Source organism: Brakhagea baltica, from assembly GCF_052161605.1.
Lineage (GTDB): Bacteria > Planctomycetota > Planctomycetia > Pirellulales > Pirellulaceae > JBKCUI01.
Window position 1 is genome coordinate 3,682,755 of record NZ_CP197409.1, and the last position, 14,937, is coordinate 3,697,691.

The following is a 14,937-nucleotide window of genomic DNA, read 5'->3' on the forward strand; positions in this document are numbered from 1 at the left end:
CAACACAATTTCGCCGCTCCAAAACGGGGCGGCTTTCCCTCATTTACCAGCTCTGAAATGTCAACAGAAGCCGTAGCACAAAACGAAAACCACGATCACGGGCACCACGAGCACCCCTCTTGGTTGGCTCATCACTTCGACGATGCTCAGCAACAGTTTGATGCTGGCAAGTTTGGGATGTGGATGTTCTTGGTCACTGAGGTTCTTTTCTTCTCGGGCATGTTTTGTGCCTACGTGCTCTTTCGGAACCGAAATCCTGAGGTTTTTGAGTATTGCAGCTCTTTTTTGAATACCAAGCTGGGAGCGATCAACACGGGCGTTTTGTTGTTTAGTTCGTTGACGATGGCTTGGGCGGTGAGGGCAGCACAGCTAAAGCAACATACCCTGTTGGTAGGCATGCTGGGTGCGACACTCGGTTGTGCGGCGATATTCCTTGGTGTTAAGGCGGTAGAGTACACTCACAAGTGGGAGCTTGGTCTGCTTCCTGGGAGGATGTACGTGGCTCAAATGGAAAATCCGGTGCATGGCGATCATCATTACCTCACGTATGTGATGATTTTGCCCTTGATCCTGACGATCATTGCTGGTTTGTACTACATCTATTCTGTTGTAATTTCGAGCCGATTCCACCGACAGGTTTCCGGACCGGTGCTGGTTTCAGGCCTATGTTTCTTTGCTGGCATAGGTCTCGGTAATATTTTGGAGAGTGGGGATCATGGCGACCATGGCAGCCACGTAACCAAAGCGGAGCATTCTCAGGTAGAAGGTCATCATGGCGAGGCTGATCACACGGAAAGCACCAGCAACTCCGAGGCGCGATTCACTTTAGTTTCGGATACTTCTAGGGTCTTAAACCCCGACGTTTATGTGCCAGCACTAGAGCAGCAGATTCCGGATAGCCAAGTAAACAATCAAGGTATGGCTGGTTTGTTTTTCAGTATTTACTACTGTATGACAGGAGTTCACGCAGTCCACATTCTCGGTGGAATGGCGGTAATCATTTGGTTGATCGTCAAAGCAGCGCGGCATGAGTTCCATTCCCAGTACTTCGGACCGGTCGACAACGTCGGTTTGTATTGGCACTTGGTGGACTTTATCTGGATCTATTTGTTCCCATTGCTTTACCTGATCGGTTAAGCAAGCCAATGTCATCACCAATCGCAACACTCACAATCTAAGACAAAGATGGCTAATTCGCATACTTCAACGACAGATGCCCAGGGAGTGGCAAGTGACGGACATGGACATGGTCATGGACACGCGGAGGGGGAGTTCGCACACCCAGCGCCGGTGTCTATGCTCTTGTCAGTTTTTGCCGCTTTGCTTGTATTAACGTTTCTGACTGTGTTTCAGGCTCGGTTCAAGCTGGGGGATATGGAAATTGTTCTGACGTTGTTTATCGCTACAGTGAAGGCAGGTTTAGTTATTGCTTTCTTTATGCACCTTCTGTGGGATAAGCCTCTCAATGCTATCGTTATCCTCAGCAGCTTGATCTTCGTTTCGTTATTCCTAGGGTTTTGTTTGATGGATGCCAGGGGCTACCGCGACAACCTCATTATGGATCCCAATGGAAATTTGCTAGAAAATTCAAAGCCTGCTGCACGGCAAGTTAGCACCAGCAAATAGGTTGTAACCTCGCGGGGATAGCGTTGCGTTTCGAGCACATAAGGCATAAGCCCCCGCTAGAGCTTCTAAATCCACGGGGCATAGTCTTGGTTCTTGCCCCGATGCGGAGCAATGTCAATCTGAGCCGTATTGTGCGTTTAGCTGGTTGCTTCGGAATTACTCGAGTTATTCAGTGCGGGCAGGGGCGTGTAGACCGAGAGATAGCACGGGATGCAGCGAATGTCGTTGAAGTGATCCAGCGCAGAACTCTGCCCCCTGTTCTGGAGCAATTGGGAGCTGAGGGGTATCAACGCGTAGGCTTGGAACAGACAACGAACTCAGAGTCTCTTTATACCTTTCAGTTCGTCGAAAAAACCGCCCTGGTTATTGGTAGCGAGCGGGAAGGTTTATCACAAGAAGAATTGAATCTCCTCGACCGAGTGGTAGAGATACCCGTATATGGGCAGCCCCATTCCTACAACGTCGCAACAGCTGCGACGATGGCGGTTTACGAGTATTGCAAGCAAAACAGTATTCTCAAGTAATCGGCGGCTCTTTCCCCCTGTTTCGTAGGGTTGTGGCCTGTGAAGTCGGTTAGCTGTCAATGGAACTATGGTTAAATTTTAACGCGCAGATCATCTTTTTTGCTTGAAGCGACTTTCCTCTAAATACCGATCATAGGGACTGAGGCATCCTGCGCGAATGGTTGCCATTGATTCCAATTGAGGTACGAGACGTGAAAAAGAGACTTTTCTTTGGCTTTCCTGCAAGCACTTTAGCTCTCCTTGCTTCTGCACCTATCGTCGCGCAAGCTCAGATGCCTGCCCAACCGAATGGGTTGCCGTTACCATCGACGACACAGCCAGTCGGCACACCGGCTGGGAGCATGGAAGCCGCCCTACAAATCTACGACTTGCCTTTGGAGGTTGTTGGCAGTGTGGCAGCCCAATTGCAGCTCCACTATGGCAATGACAAACGCATTCGCATCACAACGGAACCGGGCACTGGTCGATTGATGGTGCTGGCTCCACAGCTCATCCAAGATGGAATCAGAAATTACGTCGACGCAGTTCGAGTGAAGACGGGAACGATCACGGTCGATGCGCGCGGCCAAGTCATTCCATCCGCTATTCAAAAAGCGGATTACACATTGCGGAATCTTACGGCCAAGCAGTTGGAGGATACCGTTGCTCGATTGGTTGGAAAGAACGTGACGACGGTCGAGGTAGCGCGTGGCACCGTTAGTTTGCGGACATCATCCGCCACCGGTTCGCAAGAGTTGATGCAGATCGATCGCAATACCAACACAGTACAAATGTCAGGGACACCCGCGAGCGTTCTAGGCTGGACTGAGGTTGTCACGGCTCTGGACCAGGGTCAGGCTGATAAGCAGCGTCCCACGAAAGTGATTCCGATGGGGCCAGCCTCACCCGATCGAATCGAGAAAGCGGTTCGACTGGTCCGAAACGCTTCGTTCCAGCAAGAAATCGGTCAACAAGACCCGGTGCTCGATCCTGACGATCAGGCCACTGCCGTGGTTTCCCAAGACGATCCGACCACCGGAAGCGGATTGATTGGCGAAGTGGACATCTCCTTCATCAATGATCTGGGACTTGTGGTGATCAAGGGGCGGAGCAAGGACGTTGAGCGAGTTAGAGAGGTTATCGAGAAGATCAAGGCTCAAAGCCAAGAGACCAAGCCAGACATTGTCTTGCGAGACCTGACTCATGTGAATAGCCAAGCGATCGAAGTCATCATTCGAGACATCAACACCAACGTGTTTGCTCCACGTCAGGGCCAAGTCAGCATCACCGCTCTCGTCCAGCCCAATGCCTTGCTATTGATTGGTCGAGAGGATGCGATGAAGAGTCTTATGGAGCTAATCGACAAGCTCGATCAGCCTCTGGAAGCGAACAGTCAGCCCAAAGTGTTCAAGCTATTGCATACTTCGGCTTTGGATGCTGAAGAGCTTATCCGCAACTTCTTCTCGGACAGTGCCACAGGGGGCGCTGCTCAAACGGATCGAGTTGGGCTGAGCACTCGAGTCAAGGTAGTCTCGGACTATCGAACCAATGCTTTGGTCGTTCAGGCGTCACCGCGAGACATGATTGAGGTTACCAATCTGATCAAGGATATCGATGTCGATACGGCGCCTGCTGAGAGTCAGATCCGAGTTTTTCCGATCAAGAACACCGTTGCTTCCGAGTTGCAACCGATCTTAGCAGCAGCCATTGGCGGACAAACGGCTGGAGGACAACCTGGCCAAGGACAGCAGGGGCAGCAAGGGCAGCAAGGACAGGGAGCGACTACCGTTAACTCTCAAGCCCGTACTCCCGGTGGAGTAATCACTTGGCGACGCGATAAGGATGGTAGAGAGATCGATTCTGGAATCCTTTCAGGCGTGGTCATCACCTCCAGTCCAACCATTAACGCGTTGGTGGTAAGAGCACCGTCGAGGAGCATGGACTTGATTGCCGCCCTGATCGAACAGCTCGACGCGTTGCCTGGCGCCGAAGCCAAGATCAAGGTCTTTCCGGTTATCAATGGGGATGCTACGAGCTTGGCACTCACGTTGCAACAAGTGTTTGGGCTACCTGCTACTGCAGGCACAGCTACAACAAATGCTCTAGCGATTGGTCTGCAGAACTTGGCTGCTCTAACCAGTGGCGGTGAAGGTTCGATTGTTCCGCTCCGCATCACGACCGACGCGAGAACCAATTCGATTATCGCATCGGGTTCAGAATCGGACCTAGGTGTGATCGAAGCCGTCCTTTATCGATTGGATGATTCGGGTGGACAGCAACGATCCAATCAGGTTGTATGGTTGCGAAACAGTGCTGCCAACGATGTTGCAACCGCGATTAACAATTTGCTCAACGTTCAGCGACAAACGATCACCCAATTGCTTCAACAAGGGCAGCAGATCAGCGTCTTCGAACGAGCGGATCGTGAAATATTTCTGGTTGCCGAGCCAGCAACGAACATGCTTATCATCAGTGCCACGCCTCGCTATATGCCGCAGATCATAGAGATCATCGATCGGCTTGATCGACAGCCGCCGATGATTGCGGTAGAGATACTGATAGCTGAGGTTCAACTCGATGATACCTTCGAGTTTGGAAATGAGTTCGGTATACAAGATTCCCTGCTCTTTAGACGTGGCAGTGCCTCTCGCGGCACATTGGGTAGCCCAGCGTTTAACGTACCTGGTACTCCTCCAGTAGGAACAGCGGGAGGAAGTCTAGCCGGCCAAGGGTTGACTGGATTCGGATTGGGTCGGACTAGTTCAACGCTAGGTTATGGCGGTTTAGTCTTGGCAGCTGGTAATGAGTCCATCAACCTATTGTTCCGAGCACTTCAAGATGCGAACAGACTGCAAATCTTGTCACGCCCAAATCTCCTCACCATTGATAACAATATCTCTGTGGTTCAGGTGGGCCAGATTGTTCCTCGGGTCAATGGCGTTAATGCTACGGCTTTCGGACAGCAAATCATTACCGAGGATAAAGACGTCGGCTTGATCATGCAAATTCAACCTCGAACAAACCAAGATGGCTTAATCAACATGGTTGTCGCAGTCGAGCGATCCTCAGTCGAGCCAGATGAGACCGGTATCCCCGTAGGATTTGGTCCTAACGGTGAAACCATTCGTTCACCACTCATCAGCCGAACTTTGGCACAAACGCGAGTTACTGCCTACGATGGCCAAACGGTTGTTTTGGGTGGATTGATTCAGAAAATCCGAACGAGTCGTTCCCGTAGAGTTCCATGGCTGTCGAGCATACCGATCGCTGGTAATCTGTTTAAATACGAGACCGAGGGTGCCGTCCGATCGGAATTGTTAGTGGTAATGACGCCACGTGTGGTCAACGCGAACGACGCAGGGAAACTGGAACTGCTTAAGCAAGTAGAATCGTCCCGAATGAGCTGGTGCATGGCAGACATACTCAACATTCATGGTGATGTTGGACTGTCTCCTGGGAACGGACTTTGGGGCCCAGCAGCGTCGCCTGTGATATTCCCTGACCTGCAACCAACGGTCGAGGGAGAGTTCTTTGGAGGCGAAGTCATCATTTCGCAACCAGAATCGATGGAGGGCTATGTTCCTCAAGAAGCTCCTGTACAGATTAACTCTACACAACGAGCTCCTCAAAACAGGAATGGTAGCGGACGTCCGTCACAAGTGGAATCGGCTGCTCCTTACCTCGGTCAGGTTAATACCAGCGGCCAATTTAATTCCAGCGGTCAGTCCAATACCAACGGTCAGACAGTGCAGCCAGCAGGTTATCAGCCGCCGGCTCGACGCTAGTCAATCAGTCTATCTACTAAACGATCGACTGACCGACGTCAATCGATCGCAAACCTCGAATTCTTTCTCCACTGTCAATTAAGCCTTCACTACCGAAGCGGTCTGAATTATGAAACGTGTTATAACCTCGGTTGCACTGCTCACGGTCGCCATGAGTTTGGGCTGTGCCTCCCTTACTTCCAACACGGAAACCAAGGGCAAGAAGAAAGACAAGAGTTGGTTCTCGTTTTCAAAGAAAGAATACCAAGTTCCTCAGTCGATGACCGTAACATGGGCCTACGACGTCTACACGATTCCAGGCAAAATACCAACGCGGGGGTTTGGCGGGAGGATGTACTTCTATAACGAAAAGTCACAAGCTATTCCCGTGGATGGCGAGTTAATGGTCTACGGATTCGATGATACCTACGGCGATGCAGATTTCCGAAACCTTAGCACCGCCGCGAAACGCTTTAAGTTCACATCGGAGCAGCTTACGAATCACTTTGATGAGGGCCAATTGGGAGCCTCATATAGTGTTTGGATTCCCTGGGATGCTGCTCCTGGAGACCAAAAAAAGATCATGCTGATACCGACCTTCGTCGCTAAAGATGGACGCATTGTCCGCGGCTCTCCCGCGACGCTGCTGCTACCCGGCAGATCGCCAGATCCCACAGAAACGCAAACGACTACGATACTTCAGGTCAGCGGCAGCGGGACTCAAGCGGCAACACAGGCTGTCGCGACCAGTCAAACCAATCCGGAGTCATCGCATCCGAACATTACCACCATTAACGTACCTCGACGCGTATCGTCGCAGCTTGCACAACCCGTTACACCGGAGCTCTTGGAGACCTTTGAACGGTTGCAAGAAGAGCATCGTCGTGAACTGGAGAAACGCACATTGGAAATCCCAGCGAATTCGATGAGTCAAACAACCCACTTGTCTCCGCCACCATCGAGCCTTCAGGTTCCTCTGCAGGTCCGCCCCATGATTGACCCCGTGCCTAGCAGTGTCAATCTGGGCCTCTCGCCGTACAGCACCTCGTTGAATCCGACGCTCTCTGGCAAATCTGGAGAAACCCAGTCAAATTCGCCTACTTTGCCTCAACCTCAATTTCATTCACAACCGAATCCACACCCGGCTCCAGCAGCAACATTCGCTCCGCCAGTTTCTTATCAGCAGTTGTTGCAACAACGCCAGTAAGCCGGACGATTCCCGATTCGGCAGCGATGGTGACACCTTGCAGTTTACTTGGGAACGGATAATTGCGGAGACGATTCGAATACGTGGTAGCCACTTCTGAAACGCGTGCATCACTCAATTCAACATCAGGTATGACAATGGCACGAATCTGGTTCTGGGGGCGAGTATTGCCCCCCAACTGATTTCGGTTGCGATTGTTTAGACCTCCGAGAGCACCTAGCCCTCCAAGACCGCCGAGTCCCCCGCCTAGCCCTCCGCCGAGGCCACCCATACCTCCGCCCAGGCCACCACCTCCTGTAGTCGTTCCACCAAAGGCACTAGCTCCGAACGCGCTACCACCGCCGGTTCCTCCAGTCACGCCACCCGCCGCTCCATCCAAGCCAACGCGACTACCCCCGAACACGCTTCCGGCCCGCACATTGCTGTAGTCAACTAGGGCCACCCCGGTCACCCCCGGCCCTCCAAAGGCACCTGGAGCTGCTGCCTGGCGGTTTCCCGCAGCACCGCCAACACCGCCTCCTCCTAAGCCACCGCCCCCTGCGCCACCTCCAATTCCAACTCCTCCTACACCGCCGCCACCCAATCCACCCAATCCACCCAAGCCGCCCTGAGCACCTCCACCGAACTGGCCGAACGAATTCGCCCCTAAGCAGGTGAGTGAAAGAAGAGTGGATAAACCAAGTACGTGGGATCGCTTCATGGGAGCGGCTCCTGATTGATAGATGACCAAATAAACTGTCTGTACCATTATTCCCATAGAGTCTGATCAAATGCAATGCAAGCATTTTGATTTCCTTAGGGATTTTGTCGCATACCTTCGGTATCGAACTTCAAAACTGGTAACTCGATTTACTTCCCAAATGTACAGCATGGCAGGGTCGTTCCTTTCGAACCAGATGATCCGCTTGTAACGACCAGTTAGAATTTGGGCTTAAAGCCGGATCACGTGTCTGTTGACGAGCGCAGGGCGTTGCCCAAAGTTTAACCGCATGCCCAACGGGCTGCGGTGGGCGTTCTAACCCAGATCTCGACGGAGTGCTCAAGTGACTATTCGCTGAGAGGGTTGTTAGTGGCTGCCCCTGGAGGCCTTAACGCAGGGCGTTGCCCATGCGGTTAAACGATTTACCTGTCAGCGCAGGGCGTTGCCACTGCGGTTAAACTTTGAAACCGGCTCCAGGCTGGGAGTTGATTCTTTAACTGGCCGTTCGATTGTCTCCCCCACCCCAGCGGTCGACCTCTCCAAAAAACTCTTGTCCATGGATTGTCCCCCAAGGCGCTTAGCCCACGTAACGACTCACCTGAAAGGTACGCGATCGCTTGATCGTCATTGAGCTCTATAACTTCCCGAGATTTAAACCAGTTGTCGCGAGTTAAAGCCAGCGTGTGGCTCGGCTCTAAGCGTCGGGCGGCGGGAATTAACGCCAATGGGGGACGCGCCACCTGATCATGACGATCTAGCATCTTCCACGTCTCCTCCGTTCCCAAGTAAACCTCGTCCCGCAACTGACGAACGACACCGTTTCGTATCTCGCCAATGCCTTGCAATTCGGATAATAGATCGAGCTGAGGATGAGCACCTTGTTTCTTCTTACCGGAATGAGCTTTGTGTGAGCCCTTACCCTTGCATCTGTCATGCCTGTCAGGCGCATCTATTTGTTCGTGCGGCAAATCCTCGTTTAAAACCAAGCCGCCTGCGAAACCACCCGCGCAGGAATCACGGTGAGGCCACAATCGATAGCAACCTTCATAGGCTGGTGACGCCCAGTTCGCCAGACTCGGTGAACACAAAGGGGAGAATACATTCCCAAAAGACTCCACCAATCGACTCAGTTGCATCTCGTTCTCTTCTAGAGCAAACGTACAAGTAGAATACACAAGTCGCCCTCCTGGCTTTAGCAGCTTTATGGCAGCATCCAAGATTCGTTGCTGACGAGCTGCACTATGCTCAATCTGCTTGCTAGACCAAGCGTTCGCTTCCCGCTTATCACGGGACACCATCATTTGACCGCTACAGGGAGCATCGACTAGAACAGCGTCAAACTCACCGGCAAACTCCTGTGCCATCCGATCTGGATCCAGTTCCGTGGTCAAATAATTCGGCAATCCGGTGCGGCCTAACATGTACTTGAGCACATTGGTGCGAGACCGAATCGGCTCATTCGCGACCAAGACTCCTTGCCCCTGCATTCGCTCCAAGATAGCAGTCGACTTTCCCCCGGGAGCTGCACACAAGTCGCAGATCAACTCTCCTGGCTCCGGCTGTAATAGGCTAACCGGGAGCAGAGAGCCTGCATCCTGAATGTAGTAACAACCCGCGGCGTAATGCAAAAATCCCCCGGGTCGACATTCGCTATCCCTTAGAAAGAAACCTGCGTCATTCCATTCCACAGGCTCAACCTCAAAGGGTAAATCCGAAGCCTGAAAGTCATCACGCAGCCGGATCGCTCTGCGAGGGTGCTCACCTAACGAAGCTGTAAAAGCTTCCGACTCAGAACTCGGAAGCAGAGATAGGAACGATTCTAACAATCCCTTGCGCCGATCTTAAGGAGCGTCAGCTGGCGAGTTCTTCTCGCGCCATGGTTTTTTCTCTTGGTAGCTCTTGAGCTCCTCACGCAGCTGTTCGATCTGCTCGCTCTCTTCTTTCTCACCTAGCTCAACAGCTTTCTTAGCATACTCTACCGCCTTTTCAAAATCTCCCGCTTCGGCATAAGCAGCTGCCAAGGTGCTCACCAAGTGGGCCTCCGTAAAGTCGGTCATCTCGCAAGCCTTCAGCCCTAGCTCCAACGCTCTTTCGCCATCGCGAACATTATCTTCGGGACTCGTTGAAAGAATCCATGCGTAGTTGTTGAGCAAGTTGGATTGCTGTGCGGGGCTCGCGGTATCTGGCATGAGCCTTAACGCTTTCTCATAGGCGACGGTCGCTTCTAAGTGCTCACCTTGCCCGAGATAAATCTCACCTCGTAATCGATACGCTTCCCAACTGCTGGAATTGCCACGTATCACTTGGTCGAGGGTCCTCAAAGCAGGCTTGATTTGATTCGATTGCCAATAGGCAATCGCGAGCTTTTTGAGTAGCTCCTCTTTCTGTGGCGATCCATCCGCGAATTGGGCGGACAAGGTTTTGAATTCTTTAGCCGCACGCTCAAAGTCACCTTCGGCGACCGCTAATTCACCACTGAATAGCAAGGCTTCTAGATTTTGGTCGTCAGTCTCTAAAACGATATCAATATCTCGCCGAGCAGCTTCGGCATCTTCCATTTGTGCAGCTAAGCGAGCACGCAGAAAAATGGATTGCACGTTGTCCTTCATCAGCTTGAGCGATTCATCGAGATCGGCCTTAGCCAATTCCAGGATTTTCTTTGCTTCCTCTTCGCTCTTCTTCTTGCTTTCCTCATCCGCTTCAGCAGAAAGCTCGGCGATTGAGATGGCAGCCGATTTCGATTGGTATAGCAAAGCTCGTTGTCGGAGCACGGCCGCGCGGGACTCATCCTCGGTCAACAAGCCGATTGAGCTCGTGCTGAATGCAATCGCCTCATCGATTTGATCCAGTCTGAGCAAGGTCGCAATCTTGGTCGATATCAACTCCACACTTTCAGGATTGACCCCTAACATACGATCGAGCGTCAACAAAATCTTATCGAACTGTCCTGTCTGCCCGAGAGCCGACAGTAGCTTCTTACTGAGCATGTCATCGACGGGATTAATCTCCACCGCCTTTTCGAGATCAGCCAACTGCTCTTCTACGTCATCACCCATAGCAGCTCGCGCATCGTAAAGCCTGGATAGGCTCTGTCGATTTTCACTGTTCTTTCGTGCCTCAAAGAGCGGAGTAAAGTACTCAATTCCCTGATTCAGAATCTCGCGTGCCCCCTCGAATTCCTGACGATCGGCCAGAATTTGCGCCTTAATGATGTAGGCTTCTGTTTGTGAAGCATCAAAGCCGATCGCTTTAGAGACATCGTCTAACGCATCGAGCAAAAGCTTACTACGTCGAGATCGAGGACCGCCGCCTTGGAGTGCTGCTTGAATATTGATTTTGGCTTTCTCGCTGTAGGCAGAACCCAGGAACCGCTTAGCAGCAACCTCGCTGTCCTCGGAGAGTCCTTTTTCGATTGCAGACTCTGCCAACGTGATCGCTTCCTTGAGCTTGTCGGTAGAATCCACCTTGATGCGAAGCTGGATCGCTTTATCAAAATCCTCTTCACCCGGCTTGGGAACCGGAATCACCAAAGCTGGCGGGTCGGTCTTTTGTTTTTTGTCCTGCCCTCCGCCTGTCTCGTCCTGTCCAAAGCAAAGAGCGCCATACGCCAGCGGAAACATGGTTCCACCCGCAAAGGTCAACACTCCTAAAGTCGCGATCCTAATTTTGGCCAATGTTGATATTGGCTGATGATGTTTGCTCTGTTTCATGGTCTTTGGTGGGCGGAAAGGTGGGAAGGGCCCCAAATTTTTGGTTGCTCGTCAGCATTACTGACCGATCCTTATTGTATAGCCAGATCAACCAGTCGTCCTAGATCGAATACTCACTCTTCGGAAAAACTACGAGGAACCCTAGCTAGCGGATCGGGCCAAAATGCTACCTTTTCGTTTTCAGGTTGATCAAACGGCCACTCCATTGACGACTCGCTCAACTGCGCTTCTATCAAAATTTCGCGAAGGTCGCGAAATGGCGAGATTTCTCGTCGGCCCAGTAGAAACCTTTCGTCAGGGGCCAAATAAATCCAGCAAGGGATATTGGATTCCTGGCCAGAAGAGACGATTGGATAGGCAGGGAGTACCTCGCGGTCGTACTCATTGTTTGCCGCCCCCGGCCGATAGCCCTCGATCCGATCTAGAGCTCGCGTCGTCTCCCGCAGATCGTCCTCATGGAATTGCCAAATTTCCCCGAGCAACCATGATTCTCCCCGCAAAGCAGCTGGATAAGGCCCTAGATCAAACAATCTCGCCCTGACCAACCCAGGCAAAACTCGGGTCGGCTTTCGCGGCCACATGTCTCCGCGGAGTTGCTTTTGCTTAAGTGTTCCGTAAACGAAAAAGGCTTTTGGCTCATTCATTTCGGGTGGTTGTTACTCTTTCAGGCGTACGGTCCAACTGCTGACTTCCCCCTCCATGGCAACCACGATCCTGAGACTTTCCCCCACCGAATGGATACTTGCACCAAAAATTCGTCGCCCAAAAGACATTTGGTCAGGAAACTTTCCTCCGATGGCTTGCAGGTGAAGCACCCGATTGGGTGCGGTCATGAGAAAATAGAATGCGTTGGATTCACTCGTAGTGGAAGCGAGCAAGCGGCACTGCTCTGGTCTCGTTGCCAATGCTTGAGTCGATAAGCTCTGGAACTTGTCATCCAAAACAACCGCCGCTGTCTCCGCGCTAGGCAGTTTGGCCAAACCAACCAACCTCGGTCCATCGGGTGTCACACCCCACAACCAGAGCCCAAACTCTGGCTTAAACATAAGAGGCTTCGGCGGACCGAGTTCGCTTGTCGGCACCTGCGATTCGATGAATTCGATTGCACCGTCGGCTCGGACCGCACTCCATGCGATGGGAGCCCCCTTGCTGTTCAATCTCGGCATGATACTGCTGATCGCATTCTTTTGGGGATTGCTTTCGACGGCAACACTGCTGCGCTGCGTTGCAGGATTGAGTGCAATAATCCTCGACGCACTTGTTACTACGCAAAATGCTGGCTGACCATCGGCTAAGCACCAAGCTGCGTTGAGAATGGTCTCGTCGGCTAGCAAAGGAAATTGCTCGACCTCGAGCGGCGACCAATTTCCCCCCACTCCTCGGGGAGCGACGGTAAACCAGTAACGTGGCAGCCCCTCTGGAACTATGTAAATATGTTCGTGTTTCCATGGATCAGGGTAGATCCAGAATCGTTTGGCATTGACGGTGCTTTCTACCGGCAACTTCGCAACGATCGCTCTCTCCCCACGCTGGTCAATCGCCCACAAATTACCTGCGTCGTCCAGAACAGTCATGACTCGTACCGACGATGCACTGTCCGCGTAAAGCTCCCTCACGCTGGTGTTAGAACTTTCCAGCCCAACCAAAAATGGTTCTCCCATCGCTGCCACGATGCCATCCTCGAAGGTGATCTTCCAGTCTGGCTGAATGTCGTGAAAGACAAAAGGGAACTGTGCGATTTCCTGGTAGTCAGGTGGTAACTTGTTGAGTTCTTCTCGCGCAAGCACAAATCGATGGAGCTGTGCAGTATAGCGGGCTTCATTCTGGACCGCGTTTTTAAAAGCTATCGTGGCCAGATCCACTTCTTTCACCAGAAGCGGGACATCTACGACCATTCCGAGTGGGAGCCTTTTTTCGCTAAAATGCTGGATTCGATTATCGCTGCCGATAACGACTGTGGCCGGAGTTGCTTTGACACCCAACTGATCGGCCAGCGTTCGTTGAGAATCAGTACCAAACGGCAATGTGCAATTCCAAGCCGCCAGGACAGCTGCCATTCTCTCAGCAGGTCGATCCGAAACGAGAATCGTTTCATAATCCTGGTCCACACCTCGTTCCTTGAGCTGCCGCCTCACTGAATACAATTCATCGATGTAGCTCCGACTTTCCTCGGAGTCATCAATGAAATGGAACGAGGTAACCTTGGCCTGACGCTCTGCAAAATCGAAAAGCGGTTTTTCATCGACATCATTCAATGAAAATGGCTTCACAACGCGACCCATTTGCAGGGGGACGTCTCGCAAAGGAGCAGGGATAAACCTTCGAAGCTGTAGATCGGATTGCTGGGGCTTGATGGTCCATGTGGTCCAATCAATTCGCTCGTCAAATTTAATGTTTTTGTAGTCGATCTGACAAACGATTTCGCTGGGTGCAACGGTCGCTGGAATGGGGAGCAACAAGCCACCCAATACCGCATGCGGAAACTCTTGTCGCATCAGTATTCGATTAGGTTCGTCGATCCAATAAACCCAGCTAACATCCTGCAATGTTAATTGAATCCGCTCGCATTGCACGCCGTCCATTTCCGCTGGGCTCAACCAGCGAGTGGTCACTTCGTCGATAAACGCTTTGCTTCCACTTTCATCGAGCAGAAAGCCAATATTCAGAGGTAAGCCGAACATGGGGTTGATGAGTTGTTGTCCGAGATGATCTCTCAACAACCAATCGATCGAGATGGTCTCGGGCAAGGGCCGCACGAGTCGTTGATTCGGGATGCCGTCCGACGACGTTTGATCAAGAATGGACTCAAAGGTTTCAGGAGTCCAAGACGAACGCAACGACTCAACGTGAAGAGCCAGCTTGTTGGGGCGTTCGAACGCAATACGACACGGCACTTCCTCTTCGACAGGATCTGTCGGGTACGGAACCTTTAGCTTGAAAACCGCCGCATCCTCGTACGATTTGCTATCTCGATAATGATCGATGCAAGACAGTATTAACTGCTTAGCTTTTTGCTGCTGTTCGTCTGAGTCGGGAGCTTGAGGGACCGTTTCCGTCTTTGGTTCCACAGCATCGCTGCTTCGCCTGGCTGCGGAAGAATCCCTCGCTGAGTCTAGCTCGCTCGCCGCACCGGATGTTCCAGGTTTCGCCGCTGAAACAGAATCCGCAATAGCAGAATCAGCCGTCTTGCTGGCGTCCGCATTTTCTGAGGTCGAGGGGGAATCTGCCTCATTCGCTCCTACCGCCGGAACGGGGCCTTGCTTGTCCTTGCTTCCCCAATCACAACCCATGATGAGGTTGGTGGCTGTACAGACCATAGCAAGCAACCAGAATACCTGGCGATGTGCCCCGAGAGGGAAACGCGAGAATCTATCCTCAGCCCTCAAAGCTGATCCTTGGATTGGAGTTTTGGTCATTGTTTCAGCCT

At 52.0% G+C, this 14,937-nt stretch carries 10 protein-coding genes; 5 read left to right on the forward strand and 5 right to left on the reverse strand.

Annotated elements, in window-relative coordinates:
* Positions 1–57 precede the first annotated feature (57 nt).
* The 5 genes from SH449x_RS14050 (at position 58) to SH449x_RS14070 (ending at position 7,100) form a co-directional block, all read left to right on the forward strand.
* The gene (locus SH449x_RS14050; protein ID WP_482376697.1) at positions 58–1,137 is read left to right on the forward strand and encodes a cytochrome c oxidase subunit 3; all 1,080 of its coding nucleotides are present in this window, start codon (positions 58–60) and stop codon (positions 1,135–1,137) included.
* A 48-nt stretch (positions 1,138–1,185) separates the two neighbouring features.
* On the forward strand, positions 1,186–1,626 hold the full coding sequence (locus SH449x_RS14055; RefSeq protein ID WP_482376698.1) for a cytochrome C oxidase subunit IV family protein: 441 nt from the start codon (positions 1,186–1,188) through the stop codon (positions 1,624–1,626).
* A 23-nt stretch (positions 1,627–1,649) separates the two neighbouring features.
* On the forward strand, positions 1,650–2,150 hold the full coding sequence (locus SH449x_RS14060) for a TrmH family RNA methyltransferase (RefSeq protein WP_482376699.1): 501 nt from the start codon (positions 1,650–1,652) through the stop codon (positions 2,148–2,150).
* A 191-nt stretch (positions 2,151–2,341) separates the two neighbouring features.
* Positions 2,342–5,914: a secretin N-terminal domain-containing protein gene (locus SH449x_RS14065; RefSeq protein WP_482376700.1), complete on the forward strand. Its 3,573-nt coding sequence runs from the start codon at positions 2,342–2,344 to the stop codon at positions 5,912–5,914.
* Between the two features lie 109 nt (positions 5,915–6,023).
* Positions 6,024–7,100, forward strand: a complete 1,077-nt coding sequence (locus SH449x_RS14070; protein WP_482376701.1) for a hypothetical protein — start codon at positions 6,024–6,026, stop codon at positions 7,098–7,100.
* Here SH449x_RS14070 and SH449x_RS14075 read toward each other — a convergent pair.
* The 5 genes from SH449x_RS14075 to SH449x_RS14095 all read right to left on the reverse strand — a co-directional run bounded on the left by SH449x_RS14075 (position 6,991) and on the right by SH449x_RS14095 (position 14,926).
* On the reverse strand, positions 6,991–7,800 hold the full coding sequence (locus SH449x_RS14075) for a BON domain-containing protein (RefSeq protein ID WP_482376702.1): 810 nt from the start codon (positions 7,798–7,800) through the stop codon (positions 6,991–6,993). The genes SH449x_RS14070 and SH449x_RS14075 overlap by 110 nt on opposite strands.
* 422 nt (positions 7,801–8,222) lie before the next feature.
* The gene (locus tag SH449x_RS14080; protein WP_482376703.1) at positions 8,223–9,626 is read right to left on the reverse strand and encodes a methyltransferase RsmF C-terminal domain-like protein; all 1,404 of its coding nucleotides are present in this window, start codon (positions 9,624–9,626) and stop codon (positions 8,223–8,225) included.
* Between the two features lie 15 nt (positions 9,627–9,641).
* On the reverse strand, positions 9,642–11,510 hold the full coding sequence (locus SH449x_RS14085; RefSeq protein WP_482376704.1) for a tetratricopeptide repeat protein: 1,869 nt from the start codon (positions 11,508–11,510) through the stop codon (positions 9,642–9,644).
* Positions 11,511–11,623: 113 nt separating this feature from the next.
* A complete protein-coding gene (locus SH449x_RS14090) occupies positions 11,624–12,154 on the reverse strand; it encodes a gamma-glutamylcyclotransferase family protein (RefSeq protein ID WP_482376705.1) in 531 nt (176 codons plus the stop codon).
* A gap of 12 nt (positions 12,155–12,166) precedes the next feature.
* Complete coding sequence (locus SH449x_RS14095; protein ID WP_482376706.1) at positions 12,167–14,926, reverse strand: peroxiredoxin family protein; 2,760 nt, start codon at positions 14,924–14,926, stop codon at positions 12,167–12,169.
* Between the last annotated feature and the right edge of the window lie 11 nt (positions 14,927–14,937).